The 20378-nt window shown below is 56.1% G+C and carries 17 protein-coding genes; 10 read left to right on the top strand and 7 right to left on the bottom strand.

The genetic code is table 11. The features are described 5' to 3' along the window. From fdhF to QUE89_RS08100, 3 genes are all read left to right on the top strand, one after another. Positions 1 to 2892: a formate dehydrogenase subunit alpha gene (gene fdhF / locus QUE89_RS08090; protein ID WP_286222684.1), complete on the top strand. Its 2892-nt coding sequence runs from the start codon at positions 1 to 3 to the stop codon at positions 2890 to 2892. 115 nt (positions 2893 to 3007) lie between these two features. Then, the gene (locus QUE89_RS08095) at positions 3008 to 4129 is read left to right on the top strand and encodes a metallophosphoesterase family protein (RefSeq protein WP_286222685.1); all 1122 of its coding nucleotides are present in this window, start codon (positions 3008 to 3010) and stop codon (positions 4127 to 4129) included. Beyond that, positions 4126 to 6774: an AAA family ATPase gene (locus QUE89_RS08100; RefSeq protein ID WP_286222686.1), complete on the top strand. Its 2649-nt coding sequence runs from the start codon at positions 4126 to 4128 to the stop codon at positions 6772 to 6774. Before QUE89_RS08095 ends, QUE89_RS08100 begins: the two co-directional genes overlap by 4 nt. Before the next feature lie 71 nt (positions 6775 to 6845). Here the strand turns inward: QUE89_RS08100 and QUE89_RS08105 are convergent, their stop codons facing one another. The 3 genes from QUE89_RS08105 to dcm are packed head-to-tail and all read right to left on the bottom strand — an operon-like array spanning position 6846 to position 9913. Then, the gene (locus QUE89_RS08105) at positions 6846 to 8051 is read right to left on the bottom strand and encodes a type II restriction endonuclease (protein ID WP_286222687.1); all 1206 of its coding nucleotides are present in this window, start codon (positions 8049 to 8051) and stop codon (positions 6846 to 6848) included. 6 nt (positions 8052 to 8057) lie between these two features. Further along, positions 8058 to 8555 (bottom strand): very short patch repair endonuclease, encoded by a 498-nt coding sequence (locus QUE89_RS08110; RefSeq protein ID WP_286222688.1) that lies wholly within the window; start codon positions 8553 to 8555, stop codon positions 8058 to 8060. Between the two features lie 2 nt (positions 8556 to 8557). Continuing rightward, the gene (dcm, locus tag QUE89_RS08115) at positions 8558 to 9913 is read right to left on the bottom strand and encodes a DNA (cytosine-5-)-methyltransferase (protein WP_286222689.1); all 1356 of its coding nucleotides are present in this window, start codon (positions 9911 to 9913) and stop codon (positions 8558 to 8560) included. Between the two features lie 229 nt (positions 9914 to 10142). Here dcm and QUE89_RS08120 point away from each other — a divergent pair, with 229 nt between their 5' ends. Together QUE89_RS08120 and QUE89_RS08125 are read left to right on the top strand one after the other, a co-directional pair. Then, positions 10143 to 10430, top strand: a complete 288-nt coding sequence (locus QUE89_RS08120) for a beta/alpha barrel domain-containing protein (protein ID WP_286222690.1) — start codon at positions 10143 to 10145, stop codon at positions 10428 to 10430. A 51-nt stretch (positions 10431 to 10481) separates the two neighbouring features. Continuing rightward, positions 10482 to 10838 (top strand): hypothetical protein, encoded by a 357-nt coding sequence (locus QUE89_RS08125; RefSeq protein ID WP_286222691.1) that lies wholly within the window; start codon positions 10482 to 10484, stop codon positions 10836 to 10838. Here QUE89_RS08125 and QUE89_RS08130 read toward each other — a convergent pair. After that, positions 10825 to 11643, bottom strand: coding sequence for an SDR family NAD(P)-dependent oxidoreductase (locus tag QUE89_RS08130; RefSeq protein WP_286222692.1), 819 nt, complete (start codon positions 11641 to 11643; stop codon positions 10825 to 10827). The genes QUE89_RS08125 and QUE89_RS08130 overlap by 14 nt on opposite strands. Beyond that, the gene (locus tag QUE89_RS08135) at positions 11640 to 12170 is read right to left on the bottom strand and encodes a CIA30 family protein (RefSeq protein ID WP_286222693.1); all 531 of its coding nucleotides are present in this window, start codon (positions 12168 to 12170) and stop codon (positions 11640 to 11642) included. Before QUE89_RS08135 ends, QUE89_RS08130 begins: the two co-directional genes overlap by 4 nt. Before the next feature lie 141 nt (positions 12171 to 12311). Between QUE89_RS08135 and QUE89_RS08140 the strand changes: the two genes are divergently transcribed. The 5 genes from QUE89_RS08140 (at position 12312) to QUE89_RS08160 (ending at position 19090) form a co-directional block, all read left to right on the top strand. Continuing rightward, a complete protein-coding gene (locus tag QUE89_RS08140; RefSeq protein ID WP_286222694.1) occupies positions 12312 to 13094 on the top strand; it encodes a hypothetical protein in 783 nt (260 codons plus the stop codon). Then, positions 13087 to 16026 (top strand): coiled-coil domain-containing protein, encoded by a 2940-nt coding sequence (locus QUE89_RS08145; protein ID WP_286222695.1) that lies wholly within the window; start codon positions 13087 to 13089, stop codon positions 16024 to 16026. The genes QUE89_RS08140 and QUE89_RS08145 overlap by 8 nt, the downstream gene beginning before the upstream one ends. After that, positions 16019 to 17464, top strand: coding sequence for a hypothetical protein (locus tag QUE89_RS08150; protein WP_286222696.1), 1446 nt, complete (start codon positions 16019 to 16021; stop codon positions 17462 to 17464). The genes QUE89_RS08145 and QUE89_RS08150 overlap by 8 nt, the downstream gene beginning before the upstream one ends. After that, positions 17457 to 18083, top strand: a complete 627-nt coding sequence (locus tag QUE89_RS08155) for a condensin complex protein MksE (RefSeq protein ID WP_286222697.1) — start codon at positions 17457 to 17459, stop codon at positions 18081 to 18083. The genes QUE89_RS08150 and QUE89_RS08155 overlap by 8 nt, the downstream gene beginning before the upstream one ends. A gap of 173 nt (positions 18084 to 18256) precedes the next feature. After that, positions 18257 to 19090 (top strand): formate/nitrite transporter family protein, encoded by an 834-nt coding sequence (locus tag QUE89_RS08160; protein ID WP_286222698.1) that lies wholly within the window; start codon positions 18257 to 18259, stop codon positions 19088 to 19090. 117 nt (positions 19091 to 19207) lie between these two features. Here the strand turns inward: QUE89_RS08160 and QUE89_RS08165 are convergent, their stop codons facing one another. Both QUE89_RS08165 and QUE89_RS08170 read right to left on the bottom strand, forming a co-directional pair. Then, positions 19208 to 20002 carry an RES family NAD+ phosphorylase gene (locus QUE89_RS08165; protein ID WP_286222699.1) on the bottom strand — a complete coding sequence of 265 codons (795 nt, stop codon included), beginning with the start codon at positions 20000 to 20002 and terminating at the stop codon, positions 19208 to 19210. Then, positions 19999 to 20364 (bottom strand): MbcA/ParS/Xre antitoxin family protein, encoded by a 366-nt coding sequence (locus QUE89_RS08170; RefSeq protein ID WP_286222700.1) that lies wholly within the window; start codon positions 20362 to 20364, stop codon positions 19999 to 20001. Before QUE89_RS08170 ends, QUE89_RS08165 begins: the two co-directional genes overlap by 4 nt. Positions 20365 to 20378: the final 14 nt, after the last annotated feature.

Below are 20378 nucleotides of genomic sequence, written 5' to 3' on the forward strand. Positions count from 1 at the left end.
ATGAGCCGTTCCAGCAAAAGCGTGAGCGAAGCGACTAAAAGCTTCACCCTGACCCTGGACGATATCGAGGTTCAGGCCTTCCCCGGTGAAACCCTCTGGCAGGTAGCCAGACGCGCCGGCGAGACCATCCCGCACCTGTGCTTCAAAGACGCTCCGGGTTATCGAGCGGATGGCAATTGCCGCGCCTGCATGGTGGAAGTGGAGGGTGAGCGGGTGCTCGCCGCAAGCTGTATCCGCGAGGCAACGCCGGGCATGGTGGTGCGAAGCGAAGGCTCCTCACGTGTTCAGGCGGCCCGGAAAAGCGTGCTCGAATTACTGCTGGCCGATCAGCCTGAGCGAGGGCAGAGCCCGGACCGGTCCAGTCATCTGTGGCGTACGGCAGATCAATTGGCCATTGATGCCGGTGAACTGCGCCAACGTATCCCGGCTCATTCGGAGCGTGATGAGCCTACGGTTCACCATGTTGAGCCACGGTCTGATTCTCTGGCTCACGCCCGTGGCCATGACGCCACTCATTCGGCCATGAACGTGAATTTGGGTGCCTGCATCACCTGCGGCCTGTGCGAGCGCGCCTGCCGGGAAGTGCAGGGCAACGATGTCATCGGCCTGGCGCATCGCGGAGCCGCCTCCAAAGTGGTGTTCGATTTCGATGACCCCATGGGAGACAGCACCTGCGTTGCCTGTGGCGAATGCGTGCAAGCCTGCCCGACGGGTGCGCTCATGCCCGCCACCCTGATCGATGCCCAGGGCCGGGGAGACTCCGCCACCGCCGACCGCACCGTGGACTCTGTTTGCCCCTATTGCGGGGTGGGCTGCCAACTGACCTATCACGTGAAAGATAAGCCCGCGCCTGCCGAATCAGAAACAGGCGAGCAGCGAGGACGCATCCTGTTTGTTGAAGGCAAAGACGGCCCCTCAAACCAGGGCCGCCTATGCGTGAAAGGCCGTTTTGGCTTCGATTATCCGTCTCACCCGGCAAGGCTCACCCGTCCGCTGATTCGACGAGAGGGCGTCCCCAAGGGGCTCGACCCCGACTTTGATCCGGCCAGCCCGTTAACGCACTTTCGAGAGGCAAGCTGGGAAGAAGCACTGGATCTTGCTGCAAGTGGACTGACTAAACTTAAAGCCCAACACGGTCCAGATGCGCTTGCCGGCTTCGGCAGCGCCAAGTGCTCTAACGAAGAAGCCTGGCTGTTCCAGAAGCTCGTGCGCACCGGTTTCGGTTCCAATCACGTTGACCACTGCACGCGGCTTTGCCACGCCAGCTCCGTGGCCGCGTTGATGGAATGCCTGGGTTCTGGCGCCGTGACCGCTTCCTTCATGCAGGCACTTCAGGCCGATGTGGTCATCCTCACCGGCTGCAACCCGGCCGTGAACCACCCGGTGGCCGCCACCTACTTCAAGCAGGCGGCACGCAACGGCACCAAACTGATCATCATCGATCCCCGGGGCCAGGCGCTGGATGCCTATGCCTGGCGCAGCCTGCGTTTCTCGCCGGGTGGCGACGTGTCACTCTTCAACGCCATGCTCAATGTGATTATCAGCGAGGGGCTTGTCGACAAGGATTACATTGATACCCACACCGAAGGCTTCGAGGCGTTAGCATCCAGTGTCGAAGGTATGACCCCGGAGGTGATGAGCCCGGTCTGCGGCGTGGCTCCCGACACCATTCGTGAAGTGGCCCGAGCCTACGCGGGTGCTGAGCGCGCGATGATTTTCTGGGGCATGGGCATCTCCCAACACGTGCACGGCACCGACAACGCCCGCTGCCTGATTTCCCTGGCGCTCACATGCGGCCACACGGGCCGGCCGGGCACTGGTCTGCACCCATTGCGGGGGCAGAATAACGTGCAGGGCGCCTCCGATGCCGGTTTGATTCCCATGGTACTGCCGGATTACCAACCGGTCGGGGATGCCCAACTGCGCGCTGCTTTCGAGGAACTCTGGGATACTGGATTGAACCCGGAGCCCGGTCTCACCGTTGTGGAGATTATGGACGCTATCGTGGCGGGTACGATCAAGGGCATGTACATCCTCGGCGAAAACCCCGCGATGTCCGATCCGGACCTGACCCACGCCCGGGCCGCGCTCGCTGCTCTGGAACACCTGGTGGTTCAGGACCTGTTTGTCACAGAGACCGCCCAGTTTGCCGATGTTATCCTGCCTGCCGCCGCCTGGTCGGAAAAGTCCGGCACCGTCACCAACACTAACCGCCAGGTGCAAATGGGCCGTCCCGCGTTGCCCCCGCCAGGGGAAGCAAAGCCCGACTGGTGGGTTATTCAGGAAATCGCCCGGCGTTTCGGGCTGCCCTGGAACTACGCCGGCCCCGAGCAGGTGTTTGCAGAGATGAAGCAGGGCATGCACTCACTCGATCATATCTCCTGGTCTCGCCTGGAGCGCGAGGGGTCCGTAACCTATCCATGCCCCGCGGATGACGCCCCCGGCCAGGACGTTGTCTTCTCCGATGCCTTCCCGCGCGCAGGAGGCCGTGCCAGGTTCTCACCGGCCAGCCCGCTGCCACCGGATGAGCCAGTGGATGAGGCCTATCCCATTGTGCTGACCACCGGGCGTTTGCTTGAACACTGGCACACCGGTGCCATGACCCGTCGCAGCCGGGTGCTGGACGAGCGGGAGCCCGAAGCTGCAGCCTATCTGGCACCAGCGGAGCTGGATCGCATGGGCGTGACCTCGGGGAATGACATTCAAATTACCACCCGGCGCGGCACCATCACCTTAACAGCGCTGGCCGATCAGACCATGCCCGAGGGCATGGTGTTCGTTCCCTTCGCCTTTGTTGAGGCGGCAGCGAACTTACTCACCAATCCGGCACTGGATCCGTTCGGAAAGATCCCGGAGTTCAAGTATGCAGCCTGCAGGCTGAGCCCGGCGTAACTTCCCAAGCAAACAGACTTCTTTTGAACGCCGTTCATTGCCCTACCGCGTCTGTAAAACAGGCGCGAGTAGTCTAGAATAACGCCAAAATTTTTAGATCTTTCAGGTAGATAAAATGCCTAAGTTTTTACATACGGCAGACTGGCAGATGGGCCGGGCCTTTACCCGATTCGAGACCGAGGACGGTGCGGCCCTGGTCGAGGCTCGGTTCGAGGCCATTGAAACGCTTGCCCAACTGGCCAATGAACACCAGTGCGATGCGGTATTGGTGGCCGGCGACGTCTTCGATGCCCAAACGGTCTCTGACCGAACCATTCGCAGGGTGTTTAACGCTACGAAAGCGTTTACCGGCGCCTGGGTCATGCTGCCAGGCAACCATGACGCCGCCCTGGCAGAGAGCGTGTGGACACGAGCGCAACGCCTTGGTGCAGTGCCGGAGAATGTCCATCTCGCGCTTCAGCCCGGCGTGATTGATCTGGAAGACCAGCGCCTCAGCATTCTCTGCGCGCCCCTGACTCAACGCCATACCTACGGCGATCTGACCGAGCCATTCAGCGGCTATCAATCACCGGAAGGTTTTCTCAGAGTGGGCCTGGCCCACGGCAGCGTCCAGGGCCTGCTGCCGGACGAGATTGATTCAACCAATCCGATTGCACCAGACCGGGCGAAAGCCAGCAGGCTCGATTACCTCGCTCTGGGTGACTGGCACGGCACCAAACAGATCGATGAACGCACCTGGTACAGCGGAACCCCCGAGCCGGAACGGTTCCGGAATAACGAAGCGGGGAATGCCCTGATCGTTGAAGTGTTCGAGCCCGGGGCAACCCCGAAAGTAACCTCAGTCCCAACGGGGCGGTATCAGTGGCATCAATGGCGGGAAACCCTGGCGGTCCAGTCCGATCTTGAGCAACTGCTGGAGCGCCTGGGGACCTTGCCCGAATCCGCCGTTGTTGATCTGCGCCTCGAAGGCTCGGTGACTCTGGCTGGCGAAGAAACCCTGTTGAAAGCTTTGTCAGTTGCAGAAGCGCGATTCCGCAGCCTTCGCTGCGAACGGAGCGGGCTTCAGCTTACACCTACCGATGAGGACATCGCGGCCCTGAAAGCCGATGGCTACGTGGGCGAGGCGGTTGAAAGCCTGCGGGAGCGGCAAGAGGCCGCGCAGGATGATGTCGCCCGGGATGCCCTGGCGATTCTGGCCGGGATGCTCAGAGAGCGGGAACAGGAGGTGGGGCAATGAAGCTGCAGCGAATGCGCATTGAACAGCTGCGCCAGTTCCGCAAACCCTTCGTTCTGGACAACCTGCAACCCGGCCTCAACCTGATTCACGGCCCCAATGAGTCCGGCAAAAGCACGCTGGTGCGTGCCATCCGAGCGGCGTTTTTCGAGCGCTACCGTTCAACGGCCGTAGACGACCTGCGCCCGTGGGGTGACTCCGCCGCAGCCCCCACCATTGAGCTGGAGTTTGAGCAGGACGACCGAACCTGGCTCCTCACCAAAAGCTTTCTCCAGCGCAAACGGTGCGACCTGACTGTCGGCACCGAGACCTACAGTGAAGACGACGCCGAAGAAAAGCTGGCCGAATTGCTGGGCTACCAGTACCCGCAAAAAGGCATCAGCAAAGCCAAACACTGGGGCATACCGGGACTGCTGTGGGTGGAGCAGGGCACCGGGCAGGACATCGAACAGGCCATAGAACACGCCGGCGATCATCTGAAGTCAGCCCTGAATTCCATGGTGGGAGAGGTGGCCAGCTCCGGAGGTGACGACCTGATCGAGACGGTCCGCAGCCAGCGAGATACCTTGCTGACCGGCACTGGCAAGCCCCGGGGCGATTACCTGAAACTGGAAAAAGACCGTGCCCAATATGAACTGGAAATTGAAGAGCTGAAGGAGCGGGTGCATAAATACCAGGAACAGGTCGACCGGCTTGGCAAACTGGCCCAGGACTATGATCAGGCCGAGGCCGAGCGCCCCTGGGAAGATGCCCAGCGCCAGTTGGAGGAGGCCCGCGCACGCTATCAGCAGGTTGAACGTCTGGAGCAGCAACAAAACCAGGAGAAAGCCACGCTCAGCCAGCTACAGCAAAACCACCGCCTGTTGCAGCAGAACAAGGAACACCTGGAAGGGCTCAGTCGCCAGCTTGAGAGCCGAAAGGCAGAACTGGACCGTGCCGAGCGCGATCTTTCCGTGGCAGAAGCACAAACACCCGCGGTCACAGGCCGTTTAACCGAAGCCAGAACCGCCTATGAGCAAGCAGAAAAGCAACGCAAACTGGCAGGTTTGCTGCAAACGCGGGAGCGGCTTGAGCAGGATGTCCGCCGGCTTGAACAGCAAAAACAAGTGCTGACCCAGAACCTTGCCAAAGCAAAGGAATACCACCAGCAGTTGGAGCAAGCCAGGCAGCAGGCCAGGGAAAATCGTATCGATGCGGAGTTGGTCAAGAAACTGCGAGCAACGGGGAACCAGCTGAACGAAGAAACTATTCGCTCACGAACCATCGCCACCCGATTGAACTGGCAGCTGGATGCTGGCGCATCACTGACGCTGAACGATGAACCGCTTACCGGACAAGGCGAGCAGCAGCTACTGGAAGAATCGACGCTGGTGATTCCGGGCGTTGGCACCCTGGGCATCACACCGGGCGGGGAAGAGCTGGCCAGCACCCGGAGGAAGCTAAAAGCCCTTGAGGAAGATCTGGACGAACAGCTGAAGACGCTTGGTGTGGAATCCGTGGAACAGGCGGAGGATCGTCTTTCTGTTTTTGAAAGTGCTGAACGAGCTGTGAAGCATGCCGACGAGCTGTTTAAATCTCTGGCGCCGGCAGGCCTTGAGCAACTTGTCTCCGACCAGAGCGAGGCAGACGGCGAGCTGGAGAAAGCCAAAAAACAACTGGAAGCCACGCCCAAACCGGATCCGCAAGAGAATGTGCCGGCCCTGGAAGAAGCGGAGGCAGCGTTTGCCCGGGCCGGCATCGCATTGGACAAAGCCGAATCCGATGAGCGCGCGCATCAGTCAAGTTTGTCCGCCCTGAAACAGGCCCGGGACAACGCCAAAACCGAATGGCAGAGGCTGGCGGATGAAGAAAAGAGCCCGGAACGACAACAGCAACTCCGCCAGATAACCATCGACCTGGCGAACCTCGAAAAACAGCAGGCCGAACTGGAAGCCAGCCTCGAGCACCGCGAACGGGAAATCCGCGAGGCCCGCCCGGAGTTTATCCGGCAGGATATCGAACGCTACCAGAATGCGGTCAATCAGTTGCGACAAACCCAGGAGAACCGGGGCCGCGAACTCCGGGATATCAAAGTCAGGCTGGAAGCCTGGGGCGCAGAAGGGCTGGAAGAACAGCTCAACGAGAAAGATGCAGAGTACGACCAATGCAGCCGCCGCTATCAGGAATTGCACCGCCGTGCCCAGGGGCTGGACCTGCTGCTGAACCTGCTCACCGAAAAACGTCAGGCCCTGACGCGCCGACTGCAAGCTCCGCTGCAAAAGCACCTGAACCATTACCTTTCTGTGCTTTTCCCGGAAGCCTCTCTGGAGGTTGATGAACAACTACGGCCGGGCACCTTCAGCCGGGGCACTGAGCTTGGGCAGATCACCGAATTGAGTTTTGGCGCCCGGGAACAGATGGGCCTGATTAGCCGTCTGGCCTATGCCGATCTGCTTCGGGAAGCAGGAAGGCCGACGCTGGTCATCCTGGACGACACCCTGGTGCACAGTGACAGCGACCGCCTCGAAGACATGAAACGGATCCTGTTCGATGCTGCCATTCGCCATCAAATACTGCTGTTCACCTGCCATCCAGAGAAGTGGCAGGATTTGGGTGTGCCGCCGGTTGATATTCAGGCATCGAAAGAACGGGGTATTCAGTTGCCTTGATGAAGCAAGTAAGCCATTAACATATTATCGTGACGATGAATCATAATTTGAGTATCACGACCTGTTGCTAATCAGATGTCTCGTTTCTTTACTATGTCTAAGAATTGCTCAAGATCCCACAGCCAACTCTTCTGTTCATCGGTGTAAGTCACATGAATTGATCTGGGAACTACCAGTTGCAGTTTCGAATCGATCATTTCATTGGTCTGGTTACTAGAAATTTTGGGCTGTAGAGTAAACAGATGCTTTTTTTCGATCCTTCCCGCTTCGGCTAGAACCTGTCGCCACCGGTCTTTGCATGTAGTTTTGACTCCAAGCATCGTAAGTTGTTCTGCGGGAAAGTCTTTGTTTCTGTAGTCTTCTACTGACGGGAAAAGAAAGTCCGGCTTCTTGTTTTTCTCCGTTTTTTTCTCTCGGGAGAACCGAACTCCTTTTTCTGAAAAGGTTTGCTCCAGATGGTTTTCCAAGGCGCTTCCTGCCCGTGAAGATCTTCGTTGCCGAATAGACTGGGAAAAAGAAAGGAAGTCCTCTGCATTGGTGAATCCTTTTGCGAGTCTCTCTTCGATAATCGCACCCTCCAGCTGCCGAAACATGGCTTCTTCCGTTTCCCACCAGGTTACGACGGCTTTGTCAGCGCTATCGAATTCTCTAAGCTCGCCGCCAAGTTGTCTGGCCAGCTGCGAAAACTTCCTTGTGGTGGGGAAAGTTAGAGGACCAAAGTGACTCTCAATAGTGCTCAAATAGTTCATCCCAAAGTTGGCTTTTATCTCTATGCCTAGTTCTTCGAGGATGAATCGTTTTATCGGACCGATTTCTTCTTCATCATTCGTAAAATCAAGCGACTTGAATCGATTACCGAAGTCTTGCCCGAAGAGTTCAAATAGCTCTAACTCTGATTGCGAGCCTTGCGGTGCAGTAACGAAAATCAGTTCGTTATTGGGTTTCATGACTATTGCCAAGGCATCCCCAATTTCCGCCTTCGTTATCGCAGGGTTATCTTGATAATAAAGTCGGTATTCGATTCCTTTACCTTGCGCGGTGCGGTCTCTGAACCACCATGAGCATGTGCCCTCGATGCTTTCGATATCCTCTTCATCATCATCGAGGCGCACAAATGTTGTGGGAATATCTGAACGGGCGTCAGCGCCCATGAAAGCCTTCATGCTTGTAGCGTTGATTTCGTGGCCGTTTGAACGTGAGGGATCACATTCAACTGCAGTGAGTCGTTTGACTGCAGCGCCGGATAGATAGTCGTTCAGAGATCCAAAATCTGACATTCGGTTTTACTTCCTGCTATCGAAATCTTTGATGATGCTGTTTGGACTATCCAATCCTGAGATCTCCGCTTCTGCGTCCGAACCTCTGATCCATTCAGATGCAGATTGGATAAGCGTGTGTCCATCGAGTCGGAGTTTCCCCTTTATTGAACACTCCCATAACTCAAGAACTCTCCAGCCAAGTTCGTGTAACTTTGCGATATTACGTGAATCCCGATGTCTGTTCGAGGAGATCTTTTCTTTCCAAAATTCGGTTCGTGTTGAGGGAATCCTGAACAACGGGCAGCCCTGGTGCCCGTGCCAGAAACAACCGTGTACAAAGATAACAGCGCGGTACTTTGGTAGAACTATATCAGGCTTGCCCGGAAGATCTTTCCGGTGGAGCCTGTACCGGAAGCCTATTTTGAAGAGCTCTTTCCTCAACCAGATTTCAGGCTTCGTATTCTTTCCCTTAATAGCCGCCATGTTGCGGCTTCGGGTTTTTTTGTCGTGAACATCTGCCATGATCAGGCGGCTTTGGATTTCCGCTTTGCAGTTTTTGCTTTTGCTTCCAGAATTCTAGGTTTCATCATTTTTGCCACAGCCCGAAAAACCGGCACTGCTACAGAGTTTCCGAATTGCTTGTATGCTTGGGTATCCGACACAGGTACTTTGAAGTTCGATTCACTGGGTTCGTCAAAGCCCATAAGCCGTGCGCACTCTTTCGGTGTCAACCGTCTTGGCCGGTTTCCCTGGTTGATCATATCCTCGAAGCCAGCATTCATATCCCATCCGCGGTCTACAAGGATTTCTGATCCGTCTTTGTAGTATCGTGCGGATAGTGTTCGGGCCACATCATTGGGTCCAGTAAGCCCGAATCCAAACCCGTTTCCTTTAGCCTTATGTTTTGCGGCGTAGTCATACAAGTACTGCCATAGTTTTGGAGTTAGGATATACCGGTCACCAACCTCTTCCTCTGGCTCCAAGATCTCGCCAAATGTGGTTACCTTTTCCGGAAAGTGCTTTCGTATGTCTTTTAGAGTGAATCCGTCATGTACATCAAGATCCCGGCGGAAACCTACCAGCACAATTCGCTCGCGGTGCTGTGGAACGAAATGTTTTGCATCGATAATTTTAGGGTCCCGCGCGCCATCATAATTTACATCTGAGACCTCGTACCCAAGCTCATCCAGCGCTTCTAGGATAATCTTGAAAGTTTTACCCTTGTCGTGACTTTTCAGGTTTTTCACGTTCTCGAGCAGGAAAGCTGCAGGGCGTTTCGCCTGAATAATTCTGGCAACATCAAAGAAAAGGGTTCCCTGAGTATTACACTCAAAGCCGTGAGCACGCCCTAACGAATTCTTCTTCGAGACTCCGGCTATAGAGAAGGGTTGGCAGGGAAACCCGGCGAGTAAGACGTCGTGATCTGGAATAGTACTGTCAATGTGCGCGTAAGCCTCTTCGTCAGAAACATCTTCTCTGTCCGAAAGAGTAACCTCACGGATGTCTTCGTTGAAAATGTGTTCCGAATCGCTGTAATGATTCGCCTTATAGGTTCTTACAGCGTATTTGTTCCATTCACTGGTAAACACGCATTTTCCACCAATCTCGTCAAACCCGCGTCGTATTCCACCAATGCCAGCGAACAGGTCTATGAACCGGAATTCATGCCCCTGCTCTTGAAAGGGGGTCGGTAACAGGGACTTGAGATGCTCAAATTCGCCGTGACTAAGCTTTCTGTCAGCTTTTCCTTTCACCCAGCGATTGATACTCTCCCTGCACCAGGAATCGAACCCCAAGTTATTCAGAGTTTTGGCAATGAACCCCTGATCGTAGATATCGAGCAGTTCATTGATAAGCTTAAGGCCTTCTTCGTCTTTCACGGAGCACTCCCTCTCTGGGTCAATTGTGTGACGAAAAATCACGAGATTTTTCCATTATAGTAGCTTGAACTCCCTTGAACTAGGTGTTCGACAAAGAATACCTCAAAAAAGCTGTAAATATATACAGCTTCTTGGTGTGGGAAATTGGGACAGATTTATTTTGGGGATTTAACGCTACAATCGCTGGGGAGGGTCGCTAGAAAATTGCGCCCGTTTCCTGATCGAGGTGGTGCGGGCGGCTCGCGCTGCTGTTGGGCCGGAATTTCCGGTTGCGGTAAAGCTGAATTCCGACGATTTCCGCAAGGGTGGGTTTTCGCTCGATGAGTCTGTGAACGTGGTGCGCTGGCTCAATGAGGAGGGGATTGATCTGCTGGAGGTTTCCGGTGGCACCTACGAGCAGCCACGGCTGCTCGGGTACAGTGGTGATGCCGACACGGCGAGCGATGGCCCGGCCATGCGGGAAAGTACTCGCAAACGTGAGGCTTACTTCCTGGATTATGCTCAGACGATTCGATAGGTGTGCGATTGCCCGCTGATGGTTACCGGAGGATTCCGGACGCGAGCGTTTATGGAAGAGGCGATTGCCAGCGGCGAAACCGACGTAATTGGCCTTGGCCGACCACTGTGTACCGATCCCTATATACCCAGGGATTTGCTTAACGCGCGCATTGATAAAACCGTTTGCCACGAAGATCACGTGAAGCTTGCGCAGCGGGGATTTTTCTCGCCGTTCAGCCCGCTGATGCCGCTTAAAATCATCAACGTATTGGGTGGTCAGGCCTGGTATTACCAACAGATTTTCCGGCTGGCGGATGACCAGGAGGCTGATCCAGACCTGGTTATCCTCAAAGCTGTTGGAGCATATGTGAAGGATGAATTGAGCCGTGCCCGAAAGGTGAAGAAGGCCCGGCCTATCTCAAGATGATTCTCTGGATCGAGCGGGGAATAAACCGGGTGATAAATTCAGCAGCGTAGGTCTGTGGTGTAACTAGGTACCGAGGCTTGGGGCGTGTCGCCTCCGCGGCGCTGTAAATCTTTTTCACGACGTCTGATGCGCTGGCTGTAAAGGGCTTGATTCTGGCGCCTGGCGCCAGCGCTGCTTCCATTGTTTTGTACTTTTCCCGGTGCACGGCGCTTGCCCGGCCAAGCAAGGGCTGCAAAGCGGCCAAGGCATGTTCTCTGAACCGGGTCGCCACGGGGCCCGGGAGCACAAGCGAAACACTTTCCAGGCTTTTGCTGGCCTGTTCATCAAACCAGAAGCTTTCATGGGCCGTGTTCATCGCGGATTTGGCGGCACAGTAGGCGCCTTTCATTTTCTGGGGCGCGATGGAAAGAACGGAGCTAACCGCGATGACTCGCAAGGGTATGCCGGGTTGTTCGCACAGCCTCAGGCAGACAGCGGCCAGCTTGATGGGGCCGAACACGTGGGTGCTGAACTGCTTTTGCCACATGGATTCGGACAGGTCCCGAAGCGCGCCGAATTGCCCGTAACCGGAGTTGTTGACCAAAATAACTCGCTCGGCGACCGCGATTTCGGTGGCCAGGGCGCCCGCAAGCCCTTCAATTTGCTCAAAGGATTCAAGATCCAGCGTTAACTCCAGATCTGCGGATTCGACCCCGCTCGGCTGTCGGGACAGAGCGATCACCCTGTAGCCTTTTCGGGCAAAGTGGGCGCAGGCTTCACGGCCAATGCCGGCGCTGGCACCGGTTACCAGGGCAAGTTTGGTCATCGGATCAACCTCCAATCCTGCATCCTCAGGCGGAATTCCCCAGCCTGTCGCCCGGAAACGAAAAGGCTTACTGAAGCAAGGTGCTCAAGATTCAGTGGTTCTGCATCGGCCACTGTCTTGCCGCGCCAAGTCGGTATGAATTCACTGAAGGGAAGCCGGATACGGCTCCAGACTTCGGTATCCGGGGTAAAAGCATGCTGGTACACAATACTGCTCCGGTTGGTGCTGTTTCGAATGCCGATCTTGTAGGTTTTGCCGTCGCCGAGAGCAAGAAGCTCGATACCTGTGTACTGGGATGCATCGAACGCTTCGGGTAGATTCGCTTTGGCTGAAGCAAAGCCACCGCCGTTATCCAGTCGCACGGTGCCATGAAAGATGCCGACTCCTTCCGCGGAATTGACTAGCTTACCGTCGGATTGTCCGCCCATGACCTGGTCACCGAGGGAGTTCCATTCCAGTGGCTCGCCCTGAGTATCGAACGTAACCAGGATAGGGTTGCCATGGCTGTTAGTGTGCGTGTCTTTCATTGACTTACCTTCACTCGCTTTGCAAAGAGCCAGGTTAACATTCTGGATTAAAAGTCCCCGATACAGTAGGTGCCTGATGGCGTTACACTAATCGTCAAACCTACGTTCATAAACACTGTTCAGAGTGATTGTGGTGAGCTGTTGAACGACTACCTCGATAAAATCCTCCGTGGCCAGCCCATTAACTATGAAGCTTTCCTGAAGCAACTGCCGGAGGCGTTTCGGCGCCGCCATAGGGAGTTGTTTGCGACGGAAAAGGTGAAAGCCAACCGTTGGATCGTCACTATCCTGGATGAAACCGCTTTCACCGAGCTGCAGGATCTGGCGCAAACGCCGGTGAGCAGGGTAGACGCCGCGAAAAAGGGTAACTCTCACCGCCATGGCACCGAGGTCAGTTTTCTTCTCGTTTACCATCAGGGGTTGGTGCACAGCCGGCCAGACGTAGTCGTTATCGGGACCAAATCCTCCGATATGGGGTTCCGCCGGGCACGGTCAGTGCTGGTGGTGGAGAACGAGCGTAATTTCTACCAGTATTCGCAGATGCTCGATTTTGCCAGTGAAACACTGGGAATGCATTTGCGGCTGATGAACTGCGACGTGGTGTTGGGCGGTGGCAACCGGGTTACCCGGGGCGCGATTCTTGACTGGTTGAAGGGCTATGAAGAAGTATTCTGCGCATTCGATTATGATGCCGGTGGTCTGCAAATGTTCTCAACGATCTCAGCCTCTCTTGGTGACAAAGCGACGTTTGTTCAGCCGCGCGATTGGCAACCATGGCTGCCCCTATTTCGCAACATACCGGACGCCACCGAACGATTCACAAGGGCGATATCGTTAGCAGAGGGGCTTGGCTTTGTGGCCCTGACAGAGGCCTTCCGGGCAACCGGCAAATTCATGGAACAGGAGATGATTCTGGATGAGTGACTCCCAGGGGAGCCCAGGCAATTTCAATTTTGGAATCCGTCGTCTGGTGCTGGTGGATTCGGCCGGCTTCTGTTACGTGGAAATTCCAGTGGACAACCATGGCCTGATCCTTGGCCCGGGCAATCTGGGCAAGTCCAGCCTTTTAAACAGCCTGCGTCTGTTCCTGCTGCCGGAAAACAACTTCAAGAACAGCCGCAAGAAATTTGCGTTCCGCAACGCCAGTGCCGGCAGTTTTTACACTAACGAGGAAAGCTACCAGCACTATTTTCCGAGCCAGTTCAGTTTCCTGATCATGGAGGCTGAGAACCCAGCAGGGGTGCATTGCCAAATTCTGTACCGGGACAGCGCGAGCCAACTCAGCTATGGCCGCGCTTTCGTGCCGGTGGGCTACGACCAGCTGCGGCCTCTGTTCTGGAATGGTGACGATGAGGACGGAATCGGCCAGGCGGTACCGGAGCTGTCGTTCAGCCGCTTGTCCGAGGCTCTGAAAAAGGTCTCCAAAGATACCCGGCTGGTGAATGACCCGGCCAAGCTCAAACAGATGCTGTACAGCAGCGAGTTGATGAACGCCGATGCCGTGCGTTATTCGGTGCTGCCGTTGGGTGAGTCCGACGAGCGCCGGGTGCAGTCGCTGCGCACGTTGATCCGGCTGCTGTTTGAAATGAAAGCAGACGATCAGGCCATGTCTAATGCGGTGGCCAGCATCATCGAGGCGGACAAGAAGTTTGCCGACGATGCCTTCGATTTCAACATCGATGAGTTCCTCAGTCGGCATGATCAACTTAAGCAACAGCAAATCCAGCTGAACCAGATTGAAAAAGAGCGTTCACGGTTCAAGAAGCTGCAAGGGGATTATCAGGCCTACCAAACCCTGGTTCGCAGCCAGCACGAATTTGCCGCTTTCCGGGATGGCGTCAGCCATGCCTTGCAGGACATTGGTTCCAAACGTAAAGCCGCAGTAGAGGGGTTCAATGAACAGAACGACACGCTACGCCATGTGCTCCAGGCTCTGAAAAAACTGGAACAAGACGCCAGTGGCCTGAAGGGCGAGATCCGTTCAGCCGATCGGCGCATTAAGCAGGCAGAGCAGAGCCAGAAAGATGGCGATTTGCTGGTGTCCCAGTATGGGGAGATGACCCTTCAGGAAATCGAGGACATCCAGAAAGAGGAACTCGATAGCAAGAAAGGGCATCTGGCTGCGCTAAAGAGTGCCGCCCAAGCGGAAATCCGGCTGGTGCAGATCCAGAACAAGAAGCAGGAGCTTGAGCGCAAGCTGGAATCCTTGAAGGATCGGGAAAGCAAACAGCAGTGGCAGTTGCAGAACCAGTTGGATGAAGCCACCGCGGCACCGCTACGGGCCGTGGACCCACGGTTGGTCATGGCTAGCCCGGGCCAGGATCTGGATGCTGACAGCAAGGCGGCCATCGAAGCGTTTGCCCGGCTGTTCGTGCCTAATGATAGAGGCTTTGACTGGTTCGATGCCGAATACGTGGCCCAGCCGGCCCGGCAGACTGATTTTGCAGAGCAGCGCCGGCATATTGAAGGTGAGCTCCAGGGCCTGGAAAAGGAGCGGGCTGAACTGGCAGATACCGCCAACCAGGAACATGACCGGCCACGGTTGATCGAGCGCACGGAAAAAGAGATCCGCGCCATCGAAAAGGATCTGGATACCCTGAGCCGTTACCCGGGAGCTGCAACCACACTGAGGGACGCTACTGAGGAGAAACAGGCGGCGGAGGAGCAGCTGGCCAAGCTAGAAGAGCAGGCCCGGCTGGAGCAGGAGAAGCAGGATGCGGTTCAGCAGAAGGCCGCCAAAGCCAGGGCCGAAAAAGAGCGTATCGAGGAGCGGGAACGGGAACTGGCGGGCCTCAGCCGCAGCGTCGGGACCGTGGAGCACCGTTTTCCGCATCTGAAAGCGGTGGAAGCCGAGCAGCCTCTGGACATTGAGCAGGTGTCTGTCGCCGCGTTCGACGACCTCCAAACCCAGTTGGACGACCTGGAAGAGCGCCGTCGCAGTATCCTCGACCACCTTCGCCAATTTGTTTATCTCGGCATCCACGAAGATACCGAAGGCGAGCTGCAGAAAGACAGCCCGGCCTCATCGGTCATTCGCGAAACGTTCAAAAGCCTGTCGGACCTCTTTGCCGGCATGGTTGAGCGCTGGAACGTGCTGGAGCAGCAGGTTGGGATCCACAATGAAACTGTGGCGAGCTACCGACAGGCCCTGAAATCGAACCACGAGCACATAGCCCGTTTTGAAGCGCAGCTGAACCGTGAGCTAGAAGGCGTGCGCATCAACGATCTGGTTGAAATTCGCGTGGATATTCACACCGATCCGAAATTCCGTAATTTGGTGGAAGAAGCCAACAACATCGATCCGTATGGCAACCAGCTGCAGTCGGATGCGTTCTACGATCGGTTGCGGGTGTTCGTGGCGGACTTTTTCGGTGAGAGCGGTAGCAAACGTCTGACCATGGACAGAGTGATCACCGGCATTTCCTACCGCACTCGTAAGGAAAACGCTGCGAGCTTGGACAAGAAAGGCCAGTCCACCTCCACCACGGCATTGATCAATCTAGAGCTGGTGTACCGGCTGTTGAAGCGCGTGTTGTATCCCGGCGTGCAGCTGTCGTTCCCCATGGTGCTGGACGAGCTGGCCAGCGTGGACATCAGCCAGATGCCCTCGCTGCTGGAACGGTTGCGCAAACAGGGCTTCAATTTGTTCTCTGCCGCTACTCACAGTGCCAGCGCGGAAGTGATCTACCTGATCGGCAGGCACCTGGAAGTGGGGCAGATGCGCACGGCGCGGCCTTACAGCCCGCAGCGCACCCTGGTGTTCTGGGGCGGGGCTGAGGGTTTTACCAACGGCGAATCCTTGAGCCAATGGGCCGATCAGTCCCAGAGCAGCCTGCTGGAGCCGGCGGATGAGTAAACGCTTCAGCACCCTGGACACCACCCGGCTGTTGTTCGAGCACCCGAAGATTCTGTTCCGGATGATCGAACGGATGGACCGAAACGAAGCCCGGTATATTCGCGAGAGTGATTTGGTGGCTGAGGTGATGGACTATACCCGCACCCTTGGCAATGCCGACCGGGACCGGGTGCGGCTTGCATTGAATACTGACAATCTGTTCCGGAGCGGCCTGGTGATCGACATCATCAAGGCCGAAGGCGAGCGGCGACTAGTGTTCCAGGATGCCCTGATCAACCTGATGCGAGCCTGTAACGCTTCGCTATATCAGGAACTGACTGATGCCCGTCTGCGGGGCCATCTGGTGACCCTTCGGGATGTGCGCAATCGCCTGGAAACCAGCAGCTTCAGCGCTGCCGACCTGGACTACACCGAACTGAGGGACGATCTGAACGAGCGGGTCAGCCAGCTCATTGGTTTGCTGCGTCAGAATGTCCTGCGCATGCAGACTATCAGTGCCCAGCTTGCGGATCTTTCCGGAGACGCCAGTCGGGCGCCTGAGAAATATCTGGAGTTCCGCCAGAACCTGTTTGAGCGGATCGTTACTCTCTACGAACGCCACATAAAGCCGACTCTGGTGTTCCTGAATCCGGATACCCGACTGCCCGATGGCAGTAACCTGTTTGAGACCCTGGAAGCCATGGTTAGGCTACTGGAAAGTCATGATGACCATAGCCTGGCCGATCAGCTGTTCCGTTCCTCCATTAGCCTTAACGCCTTGTACAAACCCATTCAGGCGGTGGCTCAGGAGGTGGAGCACTTTCTGCGCAAGACCCGTCAGGGCATGGTCCAGTACAACGCAATGGAGCATTTCTACGGCAAGCTTCAGGAGCTCAAGAGCGAAACCGAGACCCTCAGCCTCAAGAGAAAATGGCTGGAGGGCGGTGATTTTGCCCGCAGTACTGGCTTCCTCGTGGGCTTGCGGGCCCAGCAGCGCCCGAAACACTACGCCTTCGGTGAATCGTCCAGCTATTACCAGCTGTTGTTTAGCGAACTGGAGCTGCGCCTGAACGACCTCCGCCGCAAGGCCGAGGTGCCGGTACTGCAGCAGGTCGACGGCAGCGGACGCCATACCCGGATTGATGTCCAGCGTATCAACCAGCTTTATCAATGGCTGGAAACCCTGGAGCTGCGGCCTACCAACGATCTTGTGCGGGAGCTGCACGGCCGGCTGGATGGCTTCATACCGGGCTATCGCTTTCCGGATTTGCTGGCAGCTCTGAACCGTCTGGTTAACTCGCCGCCGGAGGGTCTGCAGGTGGTTACCACCAACCGCTTCCGAATCCTGGACCAGTCATCGGACGGCGAGCAATTTGTCTACCGAAAGCGCCGCCTGGAAAACCTGGAAACTATTCAAAGTAACGCCCCGGCCAATCAAGAAGAGCGACACCATGCCTGATTTTTCCGACGCCATGGATGCCACCGCATCCGTGGTCAACTCACAAAGTTCCGGCAGCTTCGAGCAGATCCTCCCGGCCCAAAGCGCCTCGATCTACCGGGAATTCCAGGCTGGTCGGGTAATCGTGCGGGATGTGTGGGACAGCAACCACTCCGAGTTGCGAGCCAATCCGCTCTACAATCTGCTTTACAACCACCTATCCCACTTCCGGACTTTCTACGAACACTTGGGCAGCGAGCTGGTGTTTAACGAAACCGGCGCGTTTTTCTTTCTCAAGGAAAGCAGTGATGACGAAAACGAGGAACACGACGAGAACGCCTTCCGGGTGCAGGTCATACTGCTGTTGATCGGGCGTTATTTCGCTCGCAGCGGGCGGGATTTGGAATACCTTGGCCGTCCGGATGCCGGACTAAATGAGAACGACCTCATTGCTTTGGCAGGCGATGAGGAATATCAGGAAATTCTCCGGGCTGCGCGCTTCGAGAAAGGTTTCTCCGAGGCCCTGGACTATCTCGATAAACGCAACCTGCTGTTTCGTTCCGGAGCCAGCCGCTGCTTCCTGAGTTCCGCCGGCCTCTACTTTTTACAGGAGCTGGTACGGGAGTATGAGCAAGGTTAGGGGCGGATCTACAGTTTTAAGGCTTGCTAATCAGATCGTTTTGGATTCCTTTGGTCAGTCTGTAGGGCCGCAACCAAAGAGTCTTAACGGAGAGTTTTCTGAAGATCGCTAGTTGACTCTCATGTACGTGCGCCGCAATCTAAAACGTCACCAACCAGCGAGCATATTTCTCTATGGATCAGGACGACCCGACGACTGAGGCGTTGAACTCAACTGAGAAAAAGGATGCTCGTCGTAGGGAAGCACCGAGTGCCGCGGTGGTCTATGAGGCAATTCGGCGTGAGGCCGAATCAGAGCTGAATCGGCCGTTGGTTGCTTTAGCCTGGTCTGCTCTGGCAGCAGGTTTGTCTATGGGCTTCTCCCTGATTGCACAGGCTCTTCTTTATAGCTACACGCCAGAGGCGCCTTGGCGCCCGATTATAAGTAGCTTCGGTTATTCAATCGGTTTTCTGTTTGTCATTCTGGGGCGACAGCAACTGTTCACTGAAAACACGCTAACGCCGGTGCTCGAGGTATTGAGGGTCAGGAATCTGCCCACTGTCTCGGGCACGTTGAAGTTATGGGCCGTTGTCCTGTGTTTCAACATACTGGGTACCGCAATTTTCGCAGCAGCGTTGAGTTGGTTTGACGTGCTCGATCCGAAAATCGACGATGCACTCGAAGCGATAGCGGCCAGGGAATATGGCCATGGTTTTGGCTCCATGTTCGTCAGGGCGATTTTTGCCGGCTGGCTGGTGGCGCTGATGCTCTGGCTGTTGCCGTTTGCTGAGTCTGCACGGGTGGTCGTGATTATTCTGGTCACCTATGTCATTGGCCTTGCGCATTTCCCCCACATCATTGCTGGCTCCGTGGCGGCGCTCTACGGGGTTTTCCACGGTTCTTACGGTATCTGGGAGTTTCTCTTCCAGTTTTTCACGCCTACGCTGCTGGGCAACATGGTTGGTGGGGTAATGATGGTAGCCGCTGTGAATTATGCTCAGGTGGCCTACAGCACTCCCGAAGAATAGGTCGTTTATACCTTCTGGTCTGCAATCTATACGGGAACAGTTTTTGTTCTATATCAGAATCCTATGGATGTTTGTTAATCCGTATATCAAAGTATATTGCGTGTAGTGAGCAGGGTTTTACGCCGCAGGATCAGGCAGCCGGCCATCAATTAAAAAGCTGCTCAGAGCAAACTCCGAAACCTGCCGAGAGCCATCCGCCAACGTTAGGCTCATGGACACGGATTCCGTTCCAGTCACGATGATCAAGCGGGATGACTCCCGGGGTTTTCGGTCCTTCAGGGCGCTCGGCTCGAACAGCGCGACATTGATGCCTTCCATGCCATCGCCGGATTCGTAGGGCAGGCGGTAAAGTTGGGCCTGTCGGGCTCTGGCGGACAGGAACTGAAAGCAGTGCACTCCGCACTCCCGCATCTGAGTGCCAAGGGATTGGGTCAGGGCATAGCTTGAAGGATGGGTGAGCGGTTCGTGCAGGTCCTGCCAAGCGGAATCCTGCAGGCGCGCGCCGTGCTCGCTCCGAATCCTGGCGCCGAATAGCGTGTGAAGGGTTTGCAGGGGGTTCGGGAATGGCTCGCTCACATGGCTGACAAACACAAAACGGTAAAAAGCGGTTTCGGCCAGCGCGGTGTTGATGGTCATGGCGCCGTAGAACAGGCTTTTTTCGAAGGCGCGGCCGAACCGTGAACCATGCTTCAGTGGTGGGTAGCGAAATGGAGTAGCCAGCAGGTAATGAAGCTTGTCGGTGCTCTTCGCGCGAGCCGGTTTGGTAGCCTCCAGCAACTCTTCCAGACGGGCCTGTTCCGGTATGTTGTCGACCAAGCGGGTGGTGGCTATCTCCTCCTGGGACTCCACCACCCGGTATGCTGTTCCCTGCAGCGGTTCTAGGGCATTATGGATACGCTCTTCATAACTCACACCTTACCTCGCATGGCATCCAGGTAGTGATTAACCCGAACCAGCCCTTCTGCCGACCTGACCAGCTGCCGCGGTACCTCATCGAAGTAGCGGTTTTCGGTGTTTATCCAGTGCTTCATGGCCGCAGGTTCACCGCCGGTCAGCGCAAATACGCTGCGGTAGAGGCGAATGAAGAGCAGGGCGAGTTCACCGGACTTGCTGGCCGGATCAATGCCGTCCCGCACCAAGCCGGTACGGTTCCTGCCCACAATGTCGGCCAGTTCGGTTTGGTTGAAACCGAAGGCCTTCCCAGCATTGAGCAAGGCTTTGGCAAGCAGTGCTTTGTCTTGTGTTTGCTCGTTGGGGAGCTGTGCGGTACTCATGATGGAGCTCCTTT

This window comes from Marinobacter sp. LA51 (assembly GCF_030297175.1).
Lineage (GTDB): Bacteria > Pseudomonadota > Gammaproteobacteria > Pseudomonadales > Oleiphilaceae > Marinobacter > Marinobacter apostichopi.

Excerpts from the sequence above, each read along its gene's own strand:
- fdhF (WP_286222684.1), top strand. The coding sequence starts at position 1 with ATGAGCCGTTCCAGCAAAAGCGTGAGCGAAGCGACTAAAAGCTTCACC.
- QUE89_RS08095 (WP_286222685.1), top strand. The coding sequence starts at position 3,008 with ATGCCTAAGTTTTTACATACGGCAGACTGGCAGATGGGCCGGGCCTTT.
- QUE89_RS08100 (WP_286222686.1), top strand. The coding sequence starts at position 4,126 with ATGAAGCTGCAGCGAATGCGCATTGAACAGCTGCGCCAGTTCCGCAAA.
- QUE89_RS08105 (WP_286222687.1), bottom strand. The coding sequence starts at position 8,051 with ATGTCAGATTTTGGATCTCTGAACGACTATCTATCCGGCGCTGCAGTC.
- QUE89_RS08110 (WP_286222688.1), bottom strand. The coding sequence starts at position 8,555 with ATGGCAGATGTTCACGACAAAAAAACCCGAAGCCGCAACATGGCGGCT.
- QUE89_RS08125 (WP_286222691.1), top strand. The coding sequence starts at position 10,482 with ATGGAAGAGGCGATTGCCAGCGGCGAAACCGACGTAATTGGCCTTGGC.
- QUE89_RS08130 (WP_286222692.1), bottom strand. The coding sequence starts at position 11,643 with ATGACCAAACTTGCCCTGGTAACCGGTGCCAGCGCCGGCATTGGCCGT.
- QUE89_RS08135 (WP_286222693.1), bottom strand. The coding sequence starts at position 12,170 with ATGAAAGACACGCACACTAACAGCCATGGCAACCCTATCCTGGTTACG.
- QUE89_RS08145 (WP_286222695.1), top strand. The coding sequence starts at position 13,087 with ATGAGTGACTCCCAGGGGAGCCCAGGCAATTTCAATTTTGGAATCCGT.
- QUE89_RS08150 (WP_286222696.1), top strand. The coding sequence starts at position 16,019 with ATGAGTAAACGCTTCAGCACCCTGGACACCACCCGGCTGTTGTTCGAG.
- QUE89_RS08155 (WP_286222697.1), top strand. The coding sequence starts at position 17,457 with ATGCCTGATTTTTCCGACGCCATGGATGCCACCGCATCCGTGGTCAAC.
- QUE89_RS08160 (WP_286222698.1), top strand. The coding sequence starts at position 18,257 with ATGGATCAGGACGACCCGACGACTGAGGCGTTGAACTCAACTGAGAAA.
- QUE89_RS08170 (WP_286222700.1), bottom strand. The coding sequence starts at position 20,364 with ATGAGTACCGCACAGCTCCCCAACGAGCAAACACAAGACAAAGCACTG.